Below are 19,448 nucleotides of genomic sequence, written 5' to 3'. Positions count from 1 at the left end.
ATATCCTCCTACCATGTTTTGTCATAGCTATCCTGTGAACCTGTTATATCTCTGCCGTAGGCAACTGTGAACGCAAGCCTAACAGTGTCGCCGTCGGTGAAGTTCACCTTGCCCATGCCGTATGCAGGCATATTGCCGTTCACAGTGTACACCCAGCCTGAGCCGTAGGTGTAGTCAAATTCTCCAAGGCTGTCGGCATACTGTGTGCCACTGTCTGCAATGCCATCATTTTTTACAAGCTCCGCAAGCTCGCTGTTTACTGCTCCACCTGAAAACGCACCGCTTTTGTGTATTCGGCTTAGATATCTCTGATCGCCCTTGCCTGTAAAGTCACCTGTGAAGCCGTTTTGCTGAAGAAAACGCTCTATAACGTCAACGCCTGTGTCCCCCTCGTATATTGCCACCTCTGAGCCTGCGGCAAGCTGTCCAAGCCCTATGGTATCGGCGTCAAAGCTCATTGTTATAACGCCTGTCTGCTCGCCCTTTTGTGCGCTGACAGAATTTATGGTATAGGCATGATCCGCATATCTGCCCTCGGGGTCATACACCCTTATTTCAAGAAGATTTGCCCCGCCTGAAAGCTGGAGATAATAGGCTGAGTTCCTGTCCTGTGCGATACACTCAACAGAAAGCCCATTGAGCCAGACCTCGGTCTTGTCGGCATATATCCTTCCGCCCTTATAGTCCTGTGCGTTAAATCTGAGGGTGAAGCCCGAGCCTTTCACTGTCTGTCCGTTGGTGACGTTTATATACGTTATCTCAGGTCTTGTGGTATCGTCAGCAATGGGTACATAGGTGACAGTGAAATATCTGTCTATATTTTTGTCACCGTCTTTTGCATAAAGCCTTATACGGTTATCACCGCTTTGGAGGGTGCAGGTATAATTATCTCTGCCCGAAAGCTTTTTGCCGTTTAGAATAACGCTTAGCTTTGCACTGCCGCTTTGACCTTTCATTCTCGCATAGAAGCTAAAATCGGCGTCATTTACAGTGCGGTCATAAAGGTCGGTATCGATGGAAAACTCCGCAGGAGTGTATTTTATCTTAAAGCTTTTTTCAGCCTTTGAGCCGTCCTTTTCCGCAGAGAGAGTTATAGTATTCTCGCCCTCAGAAAGCTGTGCGGTAAAAGTTTCACCGCCTGAAAGCTTTTCTCCGTTGACTTTAACCGTCAAAGGTATTTTATCACTGCCGTAAAAAGCTGTGGCTGAAAATGTTATGCTTTCTGTGTCAGTATCCTTATCCGCAAGGTCGGTGTCAAAGGTTATCTCCTTTTTGTCAAAATAAACTGTATAGTCCTTATAAGCCCTTTTCACCTGACCGCTTTTGTCGGTATAAGTGCAGGCAACACGGATAGTGTTTTTTCCTGCGTGAAGGGAAACGCTGCCCGAAAACTGATTTACAACGCTGTCGTTCACAGTGACCTGAACTTTCTGCACTGTGAGAGCTTTGTTTTTATGTGTTATTGTGAACTTATACAGGGCTTTTTTTACACGCTCGCCCTCTTTTATAGAGGTGGTGAAATATTCTGTGTCGGTGTTCTTTGTGACAGTTTCGGTCTTGCTGTCAGGCTTTTTCTTTACCTCGTCAGACTTATTTTCACCTTGGACATTTATGGTAACATTCGTGTTCCCGCCATTTACTGTCGGGGAATTTCCGTCGATTTTGTCAGCCTGCGGAGAGCTTTCTGTTGTATCTGTATTGCTGTCGCTACTATCAGTGTTATCACTGTCATCTGCCTGTGAGCTGTCCATATCTGAGCTTTCGTCCTTTGGCTGAGAGCTTGTTTCATAGCCCTCTCCGCCCTGTCCGTCCTCCTCCGCAAGGCTTTCAGACAGTGCTGAAAACGGATTTTCAGGGGTCTTATAACTGCTCATATTATAAAAACGCATACACAAAAAAGCCGCTGCGATAAAAAACGCCGCTGCTGACAGCATTATTATTTGCCTGTTTTTTTGTGTATGCTTTTTCATAATATTCTCACTTTTCATATCACAGAAAATGCCCGCCCCCTGAAAATAGAGGGCGAGTATCCTGCAAAATAACTTATATCTTAATTGTCTTAATTTTTTTTACTTTCTCTTTCTTGAAACTGTAAGAGCTCCGCTGATAAGAAGTGCAAGACCTGCTACGCAAACGCCTGCTGTCGCACCTGTGTTAGGGTTAGCCGCACCTGCGTTATTTGCTGTCTTTGATGAGCTGTCAGCCGCCTTTGATGTGTCAGCACTGCTTACTGACTCTGCGGCTGATGAAGTGGCAGAAGATGTATCCTCAGAGTTTGCAGAAGATACTGTGCTTTCGGAAGATACGTCAGATGAGCTTACAGAGTTTTCTGCTTCTGATGAAGAGCTTGGTGTCTTGAGTTCTTCAAGCTTTTTTTCTGCGGCCGTAAGAGCGTCAACATTGCCTACATATTCCTTAAGGTCGCCAAGAGCGTCATAAGCGGCTCTTGCTGCCTTGATGTCATTCTCGCTGTCAAGTGTTATCTCGCCAAGGTCACTGATAAGCTTCTCAACAGCCTTTACGCTGTCATAATCCTCTGCTGCAAGAACTGTTACGTTGATAGTTGTTTCAACAGGTGAAACGGCAACGCCTGTTGTGTTTGCAGCACCCTCTTTTGTCTTATCTCTGTACATACCATACTTGTATGTAACAGTAACGAAATCATCGTCTGCTGTAAGAGCAGTATCGTCGATAGTCACATAATCTGTAACGTCTTTCTTCGCGCCGTTTTTGAGAACTGCGTAAACCTTCAAGTCGGAAGCGTCATAAGCTTCGCCCTCTTTGCATACTGTCTTAGCATTTTCGGTCACAAGCTTTTCCACCTCTGAGCCGACAGCCATTATGTAGCCTGAATCGTTCTTGAAGTAGATAGTGCCGTTTTCGTCTGCAACAAGGTCAGCTATAGCGTACTGTGCCTGAGCTCCCGTTGGTGTGAAAAGTGACGGAGCTGTTTTCTTTCCGTTTACTATCTGAGCGTCAAGAACTTCTGTTACGCCCTTTTTATCCTTTACATAGCGGATAGCGCCTGCTGATGCGTTCTCTGTGAAGTAAACATAGTTATAGCCGTTCTCATTCACAACGCCAAGACCTGAGGTCTGTGGATAGCCCTTTGTTTCTGCCTTGTATGCTATCTTAAAGCTGTCAAGGTCGATAACTGCAATAACACTGCCCTTATAGTCGCCCCAGCCTGAGCCGTTTACGCCAACATAAGCTCTTCCGTTAAGAACTGTAGGAGTTGATGTGCTTGCGCCGCCAAGTGCAATGCTGTCAAGCTTTGTGAAATTGCCCTCATCGTCTATTGTTGCCTTATAGAAATATCCGCCGTTAGATGTGAAATAATAAGCGTCTGTATCCTTATCGTAAGAAATAGTGCTTCTTACTCCTCCGCCTACTGTATACTTAGTATCTATAACGCTTCCTGAGTTTTTGTCAAGAGTAACTACTCTTGCAGGATCGGTAGTGTTTGCCTTTGCATTTTCCATGCCGAGAACGACAAAATCATCAGTTGCATATGCGCCTGCCCAATAGAAGCCGCTTTTGTTTGTGAATGTCCACTTTGGTGACTTCTCTTCATCTGTTGTGTCAGGATCTTCGTCCTTAACGTCTATGCAAACATACTGATCGTTTTTTCCTGAACCATAGTTGCAGAAGCCTGTGTAGATACAGCCGTCATTATAGTAGATAGGGCTTACAGACTGACCACCAACGCTGTCCTTGTATACCCACAGCGACTCGAGGGTGTCAGCGTCAAATGCCTGAATTCCGCCGTTAAAGGCTGAGAATATCATGCCATCTGCATAAGTAACAGGCTGGATAGCGTAGCTGTTTGTACCTGCTCGCTGTCCAACTACTGAATCCACAACGCCCGTTTCCTTGTTCATTCTCACGAGCTTGTCGCCAGATGTATAAACAATATCATCTCCAACGATAGCCACAGGCGACGGACCATCGTTCCAGCTTTTTCCTACCTTAGTTGCCCAGTTAAGCACTGCGTTATCCGCACTGTCAGGGAGGACTGATGTTGTTACGTTGTTGTTTGTTCCGTCTGAAACAAATGCGCTTACACACACGCTCAGACTAAGAGCAGTCGCAAGAGCGAAGCTGGCTGTTCTCAAAATTTTCTTCTTCATTCTTTTCTGTCCTTTCGTTGATACACACTGTTCCGCCGTCAATGCACTTTTTATGAACACCCCGACCACAGCAAAAAATGCCTTTCCGCCGAAACGAAAAAGCATTCTATCCGCTTTACTGCCTGCACAGCGATAAAGCAGACCGTCATCTTCATCGCCCAAGACAGAAATAGTCAACGAAAACACAGCAGATACCTGACTTATGACAGCACACAAAAAGCCTGTCAAACACAGTAATGGCGGTTGTGCAGGATTTGGACCTGCTTCCCTGACGGCAAGGCTTTTGCCCTGACACGCTCTACTCAGCTAACAACTTTTCAAACTGTGCTTTCTTAATATTCACATCATGATAATTATACCATATTGCTATGGATTATTCAATAACCTTTTTACACCACTAATAAGTCCGATACAACGCCGTTTTTGTGGCATTTTCATAAACTCATAGACTGAAACTTTGTTGGATATAGTTTTAGACTATACCCTCAGTTTCTCCTCCAGCTCCGTGTCAGGCTTGACAGTGATAGTGTAATTGTTTGTAAAAATAACCATGCCCGGCTTTGAGCCGTTTGGCTTTTTCACGTTTCTTATGAAAGTGTAGTCAACATCCACCCTGGAGGAATTTCTTCCCTTTGAGTTGCAGGCGGCGATTATTGCCGCTTCCTCTATTGTCCTGTCAGGTGGCATTTCTCCGTCGCAGGTGACAATAACGTGGCTTCCTGTGATATCTTTGACGTGGAGCCAAAGGTCAGTTTTCTCTGCTTCCTTGCAGGTGAGGCGGTCGTTCTGTTTATTGTTCCTGCCCACCCTTATTTCATATCCGTCAGAAGAACGGTATCTTATAGGCGGCAGAGCCTTTGGAGGCTTGCCCTTGAACTTTGAGCGCTTTACATAGCCCTCCTGAAAAAGCTCCTCACGAAGCTCGGCTATATCTCCCTCCGTCTGTGCCCTCGTTAGAGAATCGAAAACAGAATCCAGATACTTGACCTCCTGCTCGCCCTCTGCAATAAGCACAGTGAGCTTTTTCTCTGCGGTGTCGAGCTTTCTGTACTCCTTATAATACTTCTGAGCGTTCTGTGTTGGCGTAAGCCTTTTGTCAAGTGGTATCTTCACTGTAGGGCAGTTCTCGTCATAAAAGTCCTGCACCTCAGCATATGCCATGCCCTTTTGGAGCGCATAGAGATTTGAAGTGATAAGGTCACCGTAAATGCGGTATTTTTCCCTGTCCTTGCACTCTTTAAGCTCCTCACGCTGATTTTGCACACGCCTTTGAGTTCTCTCGGAGGTGTTTATAAGAAGCTTGAAAAGGTCGTTGGCTTTCTGCTTTATTCTTGAAAGGGAGTCCCTCTCCGCATAGAAATAGTCCAGAAGAACACTTGGCGACTCGAAGCTTTTTGTCACCATGAGCGCACCATACTGCGTGATATCGCAGAAGCAGAAATCTTTCAGATTGCCCTCTTTTGTTTTCAGCACTGTGTAGACGTTAGTGCCCTCATTTACGCTGTCACGGACTTTCGAGAAATAAAACCACAGCCTGTCTGCAGTGTCTCCGCTTAGCTGTTCGGCTGTTATCTCAGCACCCCTTGCCGCAAAGAACACAGCTTCCCGTGCGAACACTGGCGAAATGCCCTCAAGCGTTTTCATTATTGCCTTTGAAAGCTCCGCCGTGGGGTTTTCGGCTATCTTTGCCAAAAGCTCTTCCTTTGTGCAGTCAAGAAGATTCAGCCTTTGCTCTCTTGGGGGCAAAGTATACTGCGCACCGGGAAGAACCATTCTCACTGATGACATTTCCTGTCCCACACGCTTTATGCTGTCTATTATCCTGCCGTCCTCACGATAGAGGATAAGATTTGAATGCCTGCCCATTATCTCCGCCGCAAGTGTGAGATTCACCCTGTCGCCCATTTCGTTGGTGGCTTCAAAGTCAAAGAAAAGTATACGCTCAAAGCCGTCCTGCCTAATGGCAGTGAGTCTGCCTCCTGCAAGATGCTTTCTCATGAGCATACAGAACATAGGCGGTGTTTTCGGATTTTCTATATCCGTCGTTGTTATATGGACCCTTGCCGAGCCTGCACCTGTGCTGAACATAAGCTTCTGCGCACCCTCTTTAGTGCGGATAGTCATTATAAGCTCCTCTCGTGAAGGCTGGTGTATCTTATCCACCCTGCCGTCAATAAGAGGGTCAAATTCTTTTCTGAGCAAGCTCAGATAAATTCCGTCCAATGCCATTTTACTTACCTGCTTTTTATATTACTTCAACTATATCCCTGTTGCTTACGGCTATCTCTACTCTCAGACCGCTGAACTTGTTTTTCAGCTCACTAGCGATAAACTCGCAGAAGATATTTTCCGTATAGAAATGACCTGCGTCTATAACAGAAACGCCCATATTCCCGCCGTCTATAAAAACGTCATGCTTCACGTCACCTGTCAAAAGCACCTGACAGCCTTTTTCTGCTGCATCAGCAAGGAACGAACCGCCTGAACCTGAGCACACTCCCACACGACTTATCTCACGCTCGCCGCCGCTGAAACGGACTACTCTACAGCCAAGAACGTCCTTTGCTCTCTGTGCAAGCTCACGGACGTTCATGCCGTCACACTCGCATACATATCCACAGCCAACGCCATGCTCCTCATGCAAAGCGCTCTCAGGTTTTAGACCAAGCATTTTGCAAAGCACGTCATTCATTCCGCCCTCTGCGGAGTCGAAATTTGTGTGCATGGAAAGAGCGTTCTTTCCCCCTGCCGCAAGTATCACAGCAGGGTCGTTCGGCACGAGGGTCTTTAGTCCTCTGAAAATAACAGGGTGGTGGGTGAGAACAAGGTCAAAGTCACGCTGACAGGCTTCTCTTGCCACCTCAGCGGTGCAATCAAGCGCCACCAGCACGCTCCTTACCTCTGCGGACATTTCCCCCACGTTAAGACCGCTGTTGTCATAGCCCTCCTGCAAGCGGTATGGGGCTAAATCCTCTATAAAACTATAAATATCATAAACTGTCGTCATTTTTGTCAGCTCCTTTTTGTGTGTCAAAGTCTGTCAAGCTCGCTCTGTGCAAGCTTAACGAGCCTTTCTCCCAGTTCCTTTTTGTCCTCAGACTTCATCATTCCGCTGCCTGCGACAAAAATTCTTTTTGCCTGCCTTGCGATATACTCTTTCCCCTCGCCCTCAGGCTTAACAAAGCCGAACTGCAAATATCTGTCGTCGCAATCATAGGACGGCGTTTTGCCTGTATACACCGCCTGCATAACAGAATATGCAAACTGACCCTCTGTGCAGGCAAGCTCTTTTTTTACCTCAAAGCCGTTGTCATAAAGCCACTTTCTAAGCACGTCCCATTTTGTCATAGGCTGTAAAACGAGGTTTACGCTGTTTTTCACCCACGGACATTTTTCCAGAAGCCTTGCAATAAGCTCACCGCCCATGCCCGCCATAACAACGTCTGTTATGCCCTCCGGGGGAACATTGTCAAGTCCGTCTGAAAGTACCGTTCCAATGCGGTCTGAAAGCCCCTCACGATTGATATGCTCCTCAGCCGACTTTAGCGGCATTGGTGCAACATCACAGGCGAGAGCCTTTTTGCACATATTTTCCTTTATCATAAAGCAGGGCAGATAACCATGATCTGTCCCCACGTCGCATACAAAATCTCCTGTACAAAGCTTTGCACAGGTCACAAGTCTTTTATCCAAAGCTGTCCTCCAAAGAAAAAAATCGCCGCTCGCCCCCTGAAAAGGCGGCTGGGCGGCGAAAGTAGTTCCAAACGCTTATTCTGCAAAGTGCTTGTTGAGCTTTTCGAGCATTTCCTCAACAGGAACGCCATGAACAGCACAAGCCTCTTCAAGAGTTTCGCCTCTTGACGCAGGGCAGAACAGACAGTGCATACCCATTTCCATAAAGTATGGTGCTGTATTTTCATCAGCGTCCATTATATCGCCTATAATAGTATCCTTTGTAACTGTGAATGCCATTTTATATTCCTCCTATCATGATAGACCACGCACCGCAAACGCTTTGCGTTATACCTATATTATAACCAATCCTGAGAAAAAAAGCAAGTCTTTTTTATGGCAATACCTCACAAAGATCGTGCGTCAGATGCGTAGTCAAATTTTTTTGTCAGATTTTTGTGCGGTGTTGCCTTATATATTATAATGTATCTCCCTTATCCACATTTATAACAGCGTTGTATCTTCCGTCAAATTCTGTGAGCCGTTTTGATATTTTTGCTTTTACCTCGCTGTCTGAAAGTCTGAAATCAAAAGGCACTACAACGTCAAAGATAAGATTTTCACGGTTTTCGCCCTTTGTCATTCTGAAATCGTGTATGCTAAGGCATTGGTCGATAGACTTCACAACGTCTGTTACTATCTTTTTAGTTTCGATAGTTTGCTCGTCATGATCTGCCACCGGATCCATATGTATAGACACTGCGCAGTGATATTTTTCCTTCATGCTATCCTCAAGATCGTCTATAAGCTCATGAGCCGCCATAAAGTCCATTTCGCATGGCACTTCAGCATGAAAGGAGATAACGGTATTCCCTACGCCATAATCATGTATGAGCAGATCATGGATACCGATTATCTCAGGAAAACTCATTGCGGTATCAACAATATCCTGAACGAACTCCTTATCGGGCTTTGAGCCTAAAAGCGGCGAAACGCTGTCCTTACAGGTCATGAAGCCTGAGCGGAAGATAAAGAGAGCAACGAGAACGCCCATATAGCCGTCTATGTTTATGCCTGTGAACGCAGAGAATACCATTGCAAGCATAACAGCTCCTGTTGCGGCGCAATCGGAAAGACTGTCAGCGGCAGAGGCGAAAAGCGAGGTAGAGTTTATCTTTTTTCCAAGCTTTCTATAGAAATACCACATCCAAAGCTTCACAGCCACAGAGCAGGCAAGTATCACAAAGGTCATTACCGAGAAAGCAAGCTTATCGTGGGCAAAGATCTTTGAAAAAGAAGATTTTCCAAGCTCAATGCTCATCATCATTATAATAAACGAAATGACAAGACCTGAGATATACTCCATTCTGCCATGACCGAAAGGGTGGTCTTCGTCTGCGGCTTTGGCTGCCATTTTAAATCCAACCAGCGACATTATAGACGAACCTGCATCAGAAAGGTTGTTAAAAGCGTCCGCCATAACGGACACAGCACCTGACACAAATCCTGCAATAAGCTTACCGAGGAAAAGCATGATATTAAGGACTATACCAGTACATGAGCCTAGGTAGCCATATTTTTTTCGGACGTTTTTATCTTTCACGTTATCCCTGTCTTTTATAAATAATCTTATAAGAAGTGCTGCCATATGAATATCCCCTTTTGTTTACCAAAGTAAACTTATAAGTTTATCTACTATTATAACACATAATATTACAAAATCAAGTGCAAATGCTTATTTATATGGATATTCGCCGCAGCAGGCAATATGCAGCCACTTATTTCTCATTTCAACCACATAATAAAATTTTCTTTTCACTATTGAAAAAATTTGTGCAGTGTGCTATAATAGTCATTAGCGTTAATCGTTTACATACGCAAAAAGGAAAGAGGTTATATAAAAAATGAGAAAATTCATATCGAGAGCTGCGGCTCTGCTGCTAGCAGGAGTTATGACAGCGGCTGTGACAAGCTGCGGAAAAAACTCCGACAGCGAGGCAAAAGACACAGCAAAGAAGTGGACAGAGCTTGACCAAACACAGATAACAGAAGCCATGGGGCTTGGCTGGAACTTAGGCAATCAGCTTGAAGCTTCCAGCGGCGGACTTCCCAGCGAAACTTGCTGGGGCAACCCTGAGATAACCAAAGAGCTTATCGACACTGTCAAGGCGCAGGGCTTCAAGACAGTAAGAATACCTGTTTCTTATCTTGACATGATAGGAGACGGTCCTGACTACAAGATAGACACTGACTGGCTGGACAGAGTTCAGGAAGTCGTTGACTATGTTGTTGACAACGATATGTTCGCTATAGTGAATATGCACGGCGACGGATATTACACTGTTGACCACAGTTGGTTGCTTTGTGCTGAAGACGATGACAAGCAGACCGAGATAAAGGACAAGTACGGCAAGGTTTGGACTCAGATAGCAGACCGTTTCAAGGACTATGACCAGCACCTTATCTTCGAGTCCATGAACGAGGAATTCAACAACGATTACGGCAAGCCTGACGCCAATGCTTATGAAAACATCAACGCATACAATCAGATATTTGTTGACTCAGTAAGAGCAACAGGTTCAAACAATGAAAAACGCTGGCTGCTTCTCCCTGGTTGGAACACCAATATCGATTACACAGCAGGTGATGAATACAACTTCAAGATACCGACCGACAACGGCTGCAAGGCTGACGGCAAGCGTATCATGATATCAGTTCACTATTATGACCCATTCAATTTCACTATTGACGAGAACAAGACCGCAAAAACTCAGTGGGGCAAATATGCGGTAAAGAATTATGACAACTGGGGTCAGGAGGATTATGTTGACAGCCAAATGGCACTTCTTAACGAGAAGTTTGTAAGTCAAGGTTATCCTGTTGTTATCGGCGAATTTGGCGCACAGGACAAGACAGAAAAGTTTGCAGACTACAATGAGTTCAGACGCTACTGGTCTGAATATCTTATCAAGGCGGCAAAGAAAAACGGCGTTGTTTGTGTATACTGGGACAACGGCTACAACGGCAACAAGGGCTTTGGCATCATAAACAGATTTGACTACACTATCACACAGCCTGACCTTATCGCAGGCATGATGAGAGCCATAAACTCCACAGACGATTATGAGATCCCGTCACCGGCAGGCTACACAGAGGTCAGAAAGAGCGCAAAGGCTTCATAAGTTTTTCACACGCAAATATGCTGATACATTTGCAGGGGCGAACAGCGTTCGCCCGTTTGATCTGCATGATGAAATAATAAAAACAGTACCTTTTGGGGTACTGCTTTTTGTTTGTGTCTTACGAAACGAGAGGGGACGAATTGCGGGCGAACGCTGTTCGCCCCTACTTTTTGCTATTCTATTACAAGTTCCTCTTTTGTGGAATCCGTTCCCTCGATATGGAAAGAATTGAGCACAGGCTCATCTCTGTTCATAAGTGAGAGTATCATATAGCTTGCTGTCTTGTCATAAGCAAGCCTTTTGTCCTCGTCAGAAGGGCGAGAAGGTGACTCAGGGTGTGAGTGCCAGTTGCCCAGAGGAACAAGTCCCTCTGTTCTCATATCCTTGATAGCAGCAAGCTGCTCCTTAGGGTCAAGAGAAAAATGCTCGTTTGAGTGGTCTATGTTCGTGAGAAGATAGACCTTTTTTATTATCTTGTCACTGCCCTCTTTTACTCCGCCGATAAGACCGCAGGCTTCGTTTGGAAGCTCGCTTTCAGCGTGATGCAGTATCTTTTCATAATCGCTTTTGATGAGTTTTATCATAGATGTACACCGTCACATTCTGCCTGTTCATAGTCGATAAGCTCTGTGATAGTAGGGTGCTCGCCGCATACTGCACAGCCCTTTGTATCCTGAGGTAGCTTTACCTTTCTGAACTCCATTTTAAGTGCGTCATAAGTAAGCAGATAGCCTGTGAGAAGCTCTCCTACACCAAGGATATACTTGATAGCTTCCATTGCCTGCAAACTTCCGATAACGCCGCCCATTGCGCCGATAACGCCTGCCTGCTTGCAAGTAGGAACAGCGTCCTTCGGAGGTGGGTTCTTGAACACACATCTATAGCATGGTCCCTGACCTGGAACATAGGTCATGAGCTGACCCTTAAATCTGATGATACCAGCGTGTGAAAATGGCTTTTTAGCCATTACGCAGGCGTCATTAATAAGAAACTTTGCAGGAAAATTATCAGTGCCGTCGATAACGAAATCATAGTCCTTGATTATATCCATGATGTTCTCGCTGTCGATAAAGGTGCGGTATGTATTCACCTTGACGTCAGGGTTGATAGCTTCCATTGTTTCCTTTGCGGAAAGGACCTTTACCTTGCCGACGTCCTGAGTTGTGTGGATTATCTGTCTTTGCAGATTTGAGAGATCTACCTCGTCCGCGTCTGCAATGCCGATAGTGCCAACGCCTGCTGCGGCAAGATACATAGCGGCAGGTGCGCCAAGTCCGCCTGCGCCTATGATAAGTACCTTTGCGTTAAGAAGCTTTTTCTGTCCCTTTGCGCCAACCTCTTTAAGAATGATGTGGCGTGAGTAACGCTCGAGCTGTTCGTCTGTAAATGCCATTACTGTCCGCCTCCCATGAAGTAAAGAAATTCTACAACGTCGCCGTCTTTAAGAACTGTGCTTTCAAAAGCTCCGCTCTCCACAAATTCGTCATTGATAGTTACTGTAACATACTGCGGTGTTTCAACGTTCTCGTCGATAACGAGCTGTGCCACTGTAAGTCCCTCTGCAACGTCCTTTTTATTGCCTGCTACTGTTATAGTCATATCCATTTCTCCTTAATCTATTGAATTTATTGTTTCGGCAAGCTGTGCTTTCTTTACAGCTCCCGTAAGTCTTGCTTTTTCTGCTCCGTCCTTGAAGAACACAAGTGTCGGAACGCTTGTGACATTATACTTCTGAGCAGTTTCCCCGTCAAAGTTGATGTTGAGTTTCACAAGCTTTATGCCCTCAGGGTCTTCTTCCTCAGTTTCCGCAAGAAGCGGTGACATTCGCTTGCATGGAACGCAGGAATCTGAATAGAAATCTGCGATAACAAGCTTTCCTGCCTCGTTTATCTCGCTCTCGAAAGTATCCTTATTTGCTCTTACTGACATTAATCTCCCACCTTTTGTACGATAAGGTCATAAGTGCCGTCCTCATTGTCAATGAGCTTCAATATCTTGTGACCCTCTTCCTTAATGCTTCTTGGAACGTTCTGAACAGGCTCGCCGTCATTCATTTTAATGGAAAGGATCTGCCCGTCGTCAAGCTCCTCGAGAGCTACCTTTGCCTTAACGAATGTTGTCGGGCAAACCACTGTGGTGATATCCACTGTATCGTCTATTTTAAAATCAGCCATTGTTATAAACCTCCAGTATAGTATTTGTAAATTTCTCTCTGCCCACTCTGTCGATAGTGAACTTGAATCTTTCGCCAGCTTTTGCGTTATCGTCAAAGAACTGTATCGCTGCGTCACATATCTTCATAAGAGTTTCCTTATCCTCGATAAATGGGATAACAGTTTCGCCCTTGTTGATATGGTTGCCGAAAAGTCCACCGAATGAAACTATATAGCCGTGGATAGTATCCCACGCTTCTGTAGGACAAGCCTTAAAACAGCGTCCGCAGAAGTTGCACTTTTCTTTGTCAAGGACTATCTTTCCGTCCTCCATTGTAAGTGCGCCCTGACGGCAAGCCTTTACGCACACGCCACAGCCGATACAATCAGCTTCACGCCACTCAACCTTTATGCCGCCCTTGATACCAACGTCATTTTCTTCCGCTTTAAGGCAGTTGTTCTGACAGCCGGTGATACCGAACTTGAACTTGTGAGGAAGCTCCCTTGCGAAATATCTTTCGTCAAGCTCCTTTGCAAGAGCGTATGTATCTATACAGCCGCTTGGACAGACCGCAGCACCCTGACAGGCTGTGATAGTTCTTACTCTCGGTCCGCAAACGCCCGGTTCTGTGTCGCCCTTTGCAAGAGCCGCTTTTACCTCGTCGATATCGTCAAGCTTTATAAAAGGTATCTCAACGCTCTGACGTGATGTAAGATGAACATAGCCCTCGCCGTATTTATCAGACACCTCTGCAATAGTTGCAAGCTGTTTTGCCGTAAGGTTTCCGCCCACAACTCTAAGTCTAAGTGAAAAATTATTCTTCTGTTTCTGGCGCATAAAGCCGCCTTTTTTAAGTGTTGCGTAGTCAACTGCCATAGTAAATTCCTCCTAAAGTTTTTCTATGGACTGTTTAAAGTCCTCGATCAGATCCGATGCGTCCTCTATTCCGACGCTTATCCTGATTGTGTCGCCGAACACGCCTGCGTTTATCTTCTGCTCCTCACTGCCGTGGGCGTAGATCGTACTTGCAGGGTGTATAACGAGCGTTCTTGTATCTCCGATATTAGTTACATTTGTTGCAAGCTTCAAGCCGTTTATAAGCTTGAAGGCTCTTTCCTTTGAACCTGCTCTTATGGTGAGTATAGCACCGCCCTTGCCGCCAAGTTCTTCCTGACAAAGGTCATAGAACGGGCTGGCTTTCAGTGCAGGATAGTTCACTTCAATGCCCTCACAGCTTTCAAAGAACTCCGCAAGCTTCAAAGCGTTATGGCAACATCGCTCCATTCTAAGACCCAGTGTTTCAAGTCCCACGCTGTTCATAAATGCGTTCATTGGAGCAAGACAGCCGCCAACGTTTCTCCATATGCCGTTTCTCAGCTTTGCGATATAAGCAAACTTCCCGAACTTTTTATATTCTGCCAGACCCTTGAACTTATCATAATCCCATTTGAAGTTTCCGCTGTCGATTATAACGCCGCTTATGGAATTTCCTCCGCCGTTTATATACTTTGACGTGGAATGTACCACGATATCAGCACCGTAGTCAAATGGATTTATAAGATAAGGTGTAGCCGTTGTGCTGTCAAGTATAAACACTGCACCGTTTTCATGGGCAAGGTCAGCCACCGACTTTATATCAACTATTTCAAGATTAGGGTTTCCGATAAGCTCGGCAAAGACCGCTTTGGTCTTACTATTTATAATAGGGGCTATTTCCTCTTTTGTAACGTGCTTTACGAATTTGGTCTTGATACCGAATGCCGCAAGGTCGCCGAAAAGGTCGATAGTGCCGCCGAAAAGACCTGCGCCGCATATTATCTCGTCACCTGCTTCAAGAATGTTCAGAAGCGACATTGTAACAGCCGCCATGCCTGATGAACACGCCACTGCGCCAACACCTTTTTCAAGTGTATTCATTCGGTTCTCAAAAGCCGCTACTGTCGGGTTGCTTATTCTTGTGTAAGCATATCCCGGTGCTTTATTATTGAATACTTTTTCAAGCTGCTCAGCCGACTCCTGCGCAAAGGCACTCACCTGATATATGGGAGTGAGCGTTGAGCCTGTTGTTTTCTCAGGTCCAAATCCGCCATGGAGCAATTTTGTATTGAATTTCAAAGGAAACGCCCCCTGTTTTCTTATTATATAGCTATCACCGCAAGCCTGTCAAGGTGCGATGTTCTTTGTTACTGTAGATATTATACAACATAAATCATATAAAGTCAATAGGATTACTATAGATTTAACATTTCTTTTAAAATATGCCCTTATTTTTATGAAAACTCTTGACAGTTTGCTCAAAAAAGTATAAAATATATTATGTTGATAGGATTACTATGAATAATAGGACAAGTATAAAAAGCATGAGAAATGATAAGATTGTCATTTCTAGGGAGGTGCAGAAATGAAAATTTCAACAAAAGTAGAATGTGGCATAATTGCCATTGCAGACATTGCAATGAACTCAGAAAACGGCGAAACAGTGACAGTATACAGCGTGGCAGAAAGACGTGGACTTTCAGGAAAATATCTTGAGCAGGTGCTTACTTCTCTGAGGCAGGCAAGGCTCATAAAAGGCATAAAAGGCTCTAGGGGCGGATATATACTCAACAAAAAGCCGGAGAAGATAACACTCAAAGAAATAATCGACGCTCTCGACCCATCGGTGCTTGGAAGCGATGTTGCGGTAGTAAATGACGAAAACACAGAATTTGCACAGGTGCTTGACGATTATATATGGCTGAGATTAGAGAACAAACTGAAAAGCTACACTGAGTCTATCACCCTCAGACAGCTCGTTGACTTCTATAATAAAGAGTCAGTAGAGAACGTTTCAGAGCCTATGTATTATATCTGATTGACAAAAGTCGGTTTTCATTTTATAATTAGGGACAGAAAGTGTATACTATATATAAAGGATGTGTTTTTTATGTATGACGTTATAATAATAGGCAGTGGTCCTGCGGGGCTTACTGCAGCGATATATGCAGGCAGAGCAATGCTTTCCGCACTGGTGTGCGAAAAGGACTACATGGGTACAGGTCAGATATCTGTTACAGACAGAGTTGAGAACTACCCGGGTCTTTACGGCATAAACGGCTATGACCTTGGAGAAAAGTTCAGAGAGCAGGCTGAAACTCTTGGTGCTGAGTTTTACGAGGGCGAGGCTGAGAGCTTTGAGAAAACAGCCGAGGGCTGGAAGGTCATATTCAAGGACGGCTCTGTAAAAGAAGGAAAAACTGTTATTTACACCGCAGGCACTTCATATCGTCATCTTGACGTGGCAGGCGGTGAGAAACAGCGCATTTCTTACTGCGCAGTGTGCGACGGCTTCTTCTATAAGGATAAAGTTGTGGCTGTTGTGGGCGGAGGAGATACTGCACTTGGTGACGCACTTTATCTTTCAAAGCTTGCAAAAACTGTTTACCTTATCCACAGACGTGACGAGTTCAGAGCAAATAAAGCTTTGCAGAAAAAGGTCGCTGAAACAGATAATATCGTGCCTGTTATGAGTGCGGTTATAAAAGAGGTAACAGGTGGCGAAAATGCAGAGGGCATTACCTATACGCAAAACAACGAGGAAAAGAACATTGCCGTGGACGGAGTGTTCTGCGCAATCGGAAGCGTGCCGAATACACAAGCTTTAGAGGGCGTTTGCGAGCTTGACGAAAGCGGATATGTGAAAGCTGGCGAGGACGGAATCACCACTGCAAAGGGTCTTTTTGTGGCAGGAGATGTCCGTACTACACCTCTCAGGCAGGTAATAACAGCAGCGGCAGACGGTGCAAACGCACTTTCTTCTGCGGAAAAATATATAATGGAGCTGTAAAAAGCAAAACAAAGCGGTGTCTGAGCGTAAAACTCTGCACCGCTTTTTCTATTCTATAGCACAAAAAGGACGCTGTCACCAACGCCCCAAATTGCTTTTATATATTCACGCTTTCCTTTTCAAGCAGGCTGTCTATAAACCTCTGCACAGGTTCCGGAGTTTCATACTGGGAAGCCGTCACCGCACATATGCTCCTTGGCGGTATCTGCTCTTTTGTGTTCACCCTGAAAATGTTCCCTGCCTCTATCTCCGCCTTGGTGGTGGCATACTGCATGAAACCTATGCCAAGATTGTTCTTTACCATCGGCATTACAAAGTTTATGGACGTAAGCTCGATATCAGGTCTTAACAGCAGGTTGTGCTGTCTGAATATATGGTCAAGATAGTTTCGGGTGGTGGTGGTGTTTTTAAGACAGATAAGAGGATATTTCACAAGCTCATGCAGGGATATCTCCTTGTCTTTAAGATAGGAAAAACCGTTTCCTGCGGCAACGATATCCTGAAGCTTCTTTATCACATTTATGTTAAGCCCCGTTTTGTCTGCAAACGGCGAGGTAACTACCGCCACGTCTATTAGATTTGCCCTCAACGCTTCTATAGCGTCAGGGGTGGACATACTGTCTATCTTTATCTGTATCTTCGGGTGTTCTCTGTGAAACTCTACTATTCGGTCGATAAGAAAGCTTTGCAGTGCCACCTCGCTTCCTCCAAGCCTTACTATCGCCCTGTCACGCTCGCTTATCAGCGCAAGTTCCTCCTCTGCCGAGAATATATGCTTGCAGGCTATGGATATATGCTTAAAGAGCATCTCTCCGCCCGTTGTCAGCTCTACACCCTTTTTTGACCGCACAAAAAGCTTGCACCCAAGCTCGTCCTCAAGATTTTTTACGCATCGGCTTATGCTCGGCTGCGACAAAAACAGATAGTTCGCCGCCATTGTTATGTTCTGGAACTTTGCCACATAATAGAATATCTTATAATGCTCGAAATTTATCTCTCTCATAAACCTTTCCTCTCTATCCATACACTATGAGTATGTTTACAATAGAAAATATCTATTTGACATATGCTTATGATTGTATTATAATATATTCGTAGACAAAAAGCAAGTCTTACATCACTGCGCCCATAGGGGGACGCATACAAAAAATAGTTTTATCATGATAAAATCAATGACGATTGCATTCAACCGCTGGGGGTAAACGGTGTAGACCTTATTATACCCTTATGAGGCTGGCATTCTTATTGGTTTTATTTTTTTGGAGGTGATAAAATGCTGGAGAGAATTTCCGAAAATCTTTCCGAGGCTATGCAAAACAAAGTAGCTTTCAGGATACCGATTTTCGGAGGCATACCCGTTCCTGTGTCCTGCGTGGTAACATGGATAATAATGGCGATACTTGTGATAGCTTCAATACTTCTCACAAGAAACCTTAAACTTATCCCTGACAGGAAACAGATGATGCTTGAATCATTCGTAGGCTTTCTCAGAGATTTCTTCAGAGAACAGCTGGGAGAAAAGGGTATGGCGTATTTTCCGTTCCTTGCAACTGTCATTATCTACATAGGCTTTGCGAACATCATCGGTCTGCTGGGCTTTACACCGCCTACAAAAGACTTGAATGTTACCGCAGGACTTGCGATCATGAGCATTGTGCTTGTGGAGGTTGCAGGAATAAGAGCAAAAGGAACAAAGGGCTGGCTGAAAAGCTTTGCCAAACCTGTGGCGATAATCGCTCCGCTGAATGTAATGGAGCTTGTTATCAGACCGCTGTCGCTTTGTATGCGACTTTTCGGAAACGTGCTTGCGTCTTATATCATCATGGAGCTTATCGACGCCGTTTGCCCGATAGTGATACCGCTGGCATTCTCGGCATACTTTGATATTTTCGACGGCTTCATTCAGGCATATGTTTTCGTGTTCCTCACGTCCCTGTTCATAAATGAAGCAATAGAGGACGACGACTAAGATAACAGAAATTCGGAGGTATGATCTATGTTAGTAGCAATCGGTGCGGCTGTAGCCGTTATTACAGGAATAGGAGCAGGTATCGGAATAGGTATCGCAACAGGAAAGGCAACAGAGTCTATCGCAAGACAGCCTGAGGCTAAAAAGGATATAAGAAGCTCACTGCTTCTCGGCTGCGCACTTGCAGAGGCAACAGCTATCTACGGCCTTATCGTAGCTATCCTTATCATCTTCTTCCTGAAGTAAGAGAATAAGCGTAGAAAAGTAAAAGAATAAAAACGGAGGTATATATCATGTTAGTAGCAATTGGTGCGGCTGTAGCCGTTATTACAGGTATAGGCGCAGGCATCGGAATAGGTCTTGCAACAGGAAAGGCAACAGAGTCTATCGCAAGACAGCCCGAAGCTAAAAAGGATATAAGAAGCTCGCTGCTTCTCGGCTGCGCACTTGCAGAGGCGACCGCTATTTACGGTCTTATCGTAGCTATCCTTATCATCTTCTTCCTGAAGTAATAA

At 45.0% G+C, this 19,448-nt stretch carries 21 protein-coding genes; 6 read left to right on the top strand and 15 right to left on the bottom strand.

What is annotated here, in order from left to right; genetic code table 11:
- Window positions 1-8: 8 nt before the first annotated feature.
- The 7 genes from AB5627_RS02940 to AB5627_RS02910 all read right to left on the bottom strand — a co-directional run bounded on the left by AB5627_RS02940 (window position 9) and on the right by AB5627_RS02910 (window position 9,450).
- Window positions 9-1,970: a DUF4430 domain-containing protein gene (locus tag AB5627_RS02940; RefSeq protein ID WP_368369666.1), complete on the bottom strand. Its 1,962-nt coding sequence runs from the start codon at window positions 1,968-1,970 to the stop codon at window positions 9-11.
- 99 nt (window positions 1,971-2,069) lie between these two features.
- The gene (locus tag AB5627_RS02935; protein ID WP_265290566.1) at window positions 2,070-4,307 is read right to left on the bottom strand and encodes an NPXTG-anchored protein; all 2,238 of its coding nucleotides are present in this window, start codon (window positions 4,305-4,307) and stop codon (window positions 2,070-2,072) included.
- 300 nt (window positions 4,308-4,607) lie between these two features.
- Window positions 4,608-6,359 (bottom strand): NFACT family protein, encoded by a 1,752-nt coding sequence (locus AB5627_RS02930; protein ID WP_022288177.1) that lies wholly within the window; start codon window positions 6,357-6,359, stop codon window positions 4,608-4,610.
- Between the two features lie 16 nt (window positions 6,360-6,375).
- Entirely contained in the window at window positions 6,376-7,137 is a 762-nt protein-coding gene (locus AB5627_RS02925) for a Nif3-like dinuclear metal center hexameric protein (RefSeq protein ID WP_022288178.1), read from the bottom strand.
- Between the two features lie 23 nt (window positions 7,138-7,160).
- Window positions 7,161-7,823, bottom strand: a complete 663-nt coding sequence (locus tag AB5627_RS02920; protein ID WP_117924482.1) for a class I SAM-dependent methyltransferase — start codon at window positions 7,821-7,823, stop codon at window positions 7,161-7,163.
- A gap of 75 nt (window positions 7,824-7,898) precedes the next feature.
- On the bottom strand, window positions 7,899-8,102 hold the full coding sequence (locus AB5627_RS02915; RefSeq protein ID WP_022288179.1) for a DUF1858 domain-containing protein: 204 nt from the start codon (window positions 8,100-8,102) through the stop codon (window positions 7,899-7,901).
- 178 nt (window positions 8,103-8,280) lie between these two features.
- Complete coding sequence (locus AB5627_RS02910) at window positions 8,281-9,450, bottom strand: cation diffusion facilitator family transporter (RefSeq protein WP_267300846.1); 1,170 nt, start codon at window positions 9,448-9,450, stop codon at window positions 8,281-8,283.
- 256 nt (window positions 9,451-9,706) lie between these two features.
- Here AB5627_RS02910 and AB5627_RS02905 point away from each other — a divergent pair, with 256 nt between their 5' ends.
- Window positions 9,707-10,984, top strand: coding sequence for a glycoside hydrolase family 5 protein (locus AB5627_RS02905; protein WP_289148922.1), 1,278 nt, complete (start codon window positions 9,707-9,709; stop codon window positions 10,982-10,984).
- A gap of 173 nt (window positions 10,985-11,157) precedes the next feature.
- Here AB5627_RS02905 and AB5627_RS02900 read toward each other — a convergent pair whose 3' ends face one another.
- Genes AB5627_RS02900 through AB5627_RS02870 form a run of 7 tightly spaced genes read right to left on the bottom strand, consistent with a single transcriptional unit; the run spans window position 11,158 to window position 15,253 of the window.
- Entirely contained in the window at window positions 11,158-11,568 is a 411-nt protein-coding gene (locus AB5627_RS02900; RefSeq protein WP_278459762.1) for a M67 family metallopeptidase, read from the bottom strand.
- Entirely contained in the window at window positions 11,565-12,377 is an 813-nt protein-coding gene (locus tag AB5627_RS02895) for a ThiF family adenylyltransferase (protein WP_368369665.1), read from the bottom strand. The genes AB5627_RS02900 and AB5627_RS02895 overlap by 4 nt, the downstream gene beginning before the upstream one ends.
- Window positions 12,377-12,583, bottom strand: coding sequence for a sulfur carrier protein ThiS (thiS, locus tag AB5627_RS02890; RefSeq protein ID WP_022288183.1), 207 nt, complete (start codon window positions 12,581-12,583; stop codon window positions 12,377-12,379). Before thiS ends, AB5627_RS02895 begins: the two co-directional genes overlap by 1 nt.
- 12 nt (window positions 12,584-12,595) lie before the next feature.
- On the bottom strand, window positions 12,596-12,913 hold the full coding sequence (locus AB5627_RS02885) for a co-chaperone YbbN (RefSeq protein WP_117858165.1): 318 nt from the start codon (window positions 12,911-12,913) through the stop codon (window positions 12,596-12,598).
- Window positions 12,913-13,158 (bottom strand): sulfurtransferase TusA family protein, encoded by a 246-nt coding sequence (locus AB5627_RS02880; protein ID WP_022288185.1) that lies wholly within the window; start codon window positions 13,156-13,158, stop codon window positions 12,913-12,915. The genes AB5627_RS02885 and AB5627_RS02880 overlap by 1 nt, the downstream gene beginning before the upstream one ends.
- Window positions 13,151-14,014 (bottom strand): 4Fe-4S binding protein, encoded by an 864-nt coding sequence (locus AB5627_RS02875; RefSeq protein ID WP_368369664.1) that lies wholly within the window; start codon window positions 14,012-14,014, stop codon window positions 13,151-13,153. The genes AB5627_RS02880 and AB5627_RS02875 overlap by 8 nt, the downstream gene beginning before the upstream one ends.
- Before the next feature lie 12 nt (window positions 14,015-14,026).
- The gene (locus AB5627_RS02870) at window positions 14,027-15,253 is read right to left on the bottom strand and encodes a PLP-dependent transferase (protein ID WP_302839177.1); all 1,227 of its coding nucleotides are present in this window, start codon (window positions 15,251-15,253) and stop codon (window positions 14,027-14,029) included.
- Window positions 15,254-15,539: 286 nt separating this feature from the next.
- Between AB5627_RS02870 and AB5627_RS02865 the strand changes: the two genes are divergently transcribed.
- Window positions 15,540-15,992 carry an Rrf2 family transcriptional regulator gene (locus tag AB5627_RS02865; protein WP_022288188.1) on the top strand — a complete coding sequence of 151 codons (453 nt, stop codon included), beginning with the start codon at window positions 15,540-15,542 and terminating at the stop codon, window positions 15,990-15,992.
- Window positions 15,993-16,064: 72 nt separating this feature from the next.
- Window positions 16,065-16,964: an NAD(P)/FAD-dependent oxidoreductase gene (locus tag AB5627_RS02860; RefSeq protein ID WP_022288189.1), complete on the top strand. Its 900-nt coding sequence runs from the start codon at window positions 16,065-16,067 to the stop codon at window positions 16,962-16,964.
- A gap of 97 nt (window positions 16,965-17,061) precedes the next feature.
- Here AB5627_RS02860 and AB5627_RS02855 read toward each other — a convergent pair whose 3' ends face one another.
- Entirely contained in the window at window positions 17,062-17,967 is a 906-nt protein-coding gene (locus AB5627_RS02855; RefSeq protein WP_022288190.1) for a LysR family transcriptional regulator, read from the bottom strand.
- 270 nt (window positions 17,968-18,237) lie between these two features.
- On the opposite strand from AB5627_RS02855, the gene AB5627_RS02850 reads away from it, so the two are divergent.
- Genes AB5627_RS02850 through atpE (AB5627_RS02840) form a run of 3 tightly spaced genes read left to right on the top strand, consistent with a single transcriptional unit; the run spans window position 18,238 to window position 19,445 of the window.
- The gene (locus tag AB5627_RS02850) at window positions 18,238-18,933 is read left to right on the top strand and encodes a F0F1 ATP synthase subunit A (RefSeq protein WP_022288191.1); all 696 of its coding nucleotides are present in this window, start codon (window positions 18,238-18,240) and stop codon (window positions 18,931-18,933) included.
- A 27-nt stretch (window positions 18,934-18,960) separates the two neighbouring features.
- Window positions 18,961-19,179 (top strand): ATP synthase F0 subunit C, encoded by a 219-nt coding sequence (gene atpE / locus AB5627_RS02845; protein ID WP_022288192.1) that lies wholly within the window; start codon window positions 18,961-18,963, stop codon window positions 19,177-19,179.
- 47 nt (window positions 19,180-19,226) lie between these two features.
- Window positions 19,227-19,445, top strand: coding sequence for an ATP synthase F0 subunit C (gene atpE / locus AB5627_RS02840; protein ID WP_022288193.1), 219 nt, complete (start codon window positions 19,227-19,229; stop codon window positions 19,443-19,445).
- Window positions 19,446-19,448 lie beyond the last annotated feature (3 nt).

Origin of the sequence: Ruminococcus sp. RTP21198st1_G1_RTP21198_201120 (genome assembly GCF_040924265.1) — a bacterium.
GTDB classification, from domain to species: Bacteria; Bacillota; Clostridia; order Oscillospirales; family Ruminococcaceae; genus Hominimerdicola; species Hominimerdicola aceti.
Note: the sequence above shows the minus strand (reverse complement) of the source record. Positions and strands in the feature narration are given on the sequence as shown.

Coding starts and splice junctions, on each gene's coding strand:
- AB5627_RS02940 (WP_368369666.1), bottom strand. CDS start 1,970: ATGAAAAAGCATACACAAAAAAACAGGCAAATAATAATGCTGTCAGCA.
- AB5627_RS02930 (WP_022288177.1), bottom strand. CDS start 6,359: ATGGCATTGGACGGAATTTATCTGAGCTTGCTCAGAAAAGAATTTGAC.
- AB5627_RS02925 (WP_022288178.1), bottom strand. CDS start 7,137: ATGACGACAGTTTATGATATTTATAGTTTTATAGAGGATTTAGCCCCA.
- AB5627_RS02915 (WP_022288179.1), bottom strand. CDS start 8,102: ATGGCATTCACAGTTACAAAGGATACTATTATAGGCGATATAATGGAC.
- AB5627_RS02910 (WP_267300846.1), bottom strand. CDS start 9,450: ATGGCAGCACTTCTTATAAGATTATTTATAAAAGACAGGGATAACGTG.
- AB5627_RS02905 (WP_289148922.1), top strand. CDS start 9,707: ATGAGAAAATTCATATCGAGAGCTGCGGCTCTGCTGCTAGCAGGAGTT.
- AB5627_RS02900 (WP_278459762.1), bottom strand. CDS start 11,568: ATGATAAAACTCATCAAAAGCGATTATGAAAAGATACTGCATCACGCT.
- AB5627_RS02895 (WP_368369665.1), bottom strand. CDS start 12,377: ATGGCATTTACAGACGAACAGCTCGAGCGTTACTCACGCCACATCATT.
- thiS (WP_022288183.1), bottom strand. CDS start 12,583: ATGACTATAACAGTAGCAGGCAATAAAAAGGACGTTGCAGAGGGACTT.
- AB5627_RS02885 (WP_117858165.1), bottom strand. CDS start 12,913: ATGTCAGTAAGAGCAAATAAGGATACTTTCGAGAGCGAGATAAACGAG.
- AB5627_RS02880 (WP_022288185.1), bottom strand. CDS start 13,158: ATGGCTGATTTTAAAATAGACGATACAGTGGATATCACCACAGTGGTT.
- AB5627_RS02875 (WP_368369664.1), bottom strand. CDS start 14,014: ATGGCAGTTGACTACGCAACACTTAAAAAAGGCGGCTTTATGCGCCAG.
- AB5627_RS02865 (WP_022288188.1), top strand. CDS start 15,540: ATGAAAATTTCAACAAAAGTAGAATGTGGCATAATTGCCATTGCAGAC.
- AB5627_RS02860 (WP_022288189.1), top strand. CDS start 16,065: ATGTATGACGTTATAATAATAGGCAGTGGTCCTGCGGGGCTTACTGCA.
- AB5627_RS02855 (WP_022288190.1), bottom strand. CDS start 17,967: ATGAGAGAGATAAATTTCGAGCATTATAAGATATTCTATTATGTGGCA.
- AB5627_RS02850 (WP_022288191.1), top strand. CDS start 18,238: ATGCTGGAGAGAATTTCCGAAAATCTTTCCGAGGCTATGCAAAACAAA.
- atpE (WP_022288192.1), top strand. CDS start 18,961: ATGTTAGTAGCAATCGGTGCGGCTGTAGCCGTTATTACAGGAATAGGA.
- atpE (WP_022288193.1), top strand. CDS start 19,227: ATGTTAGTAGCAATTGGTGCGGCTGTAGCCGTTATTACAGGTATAGGC.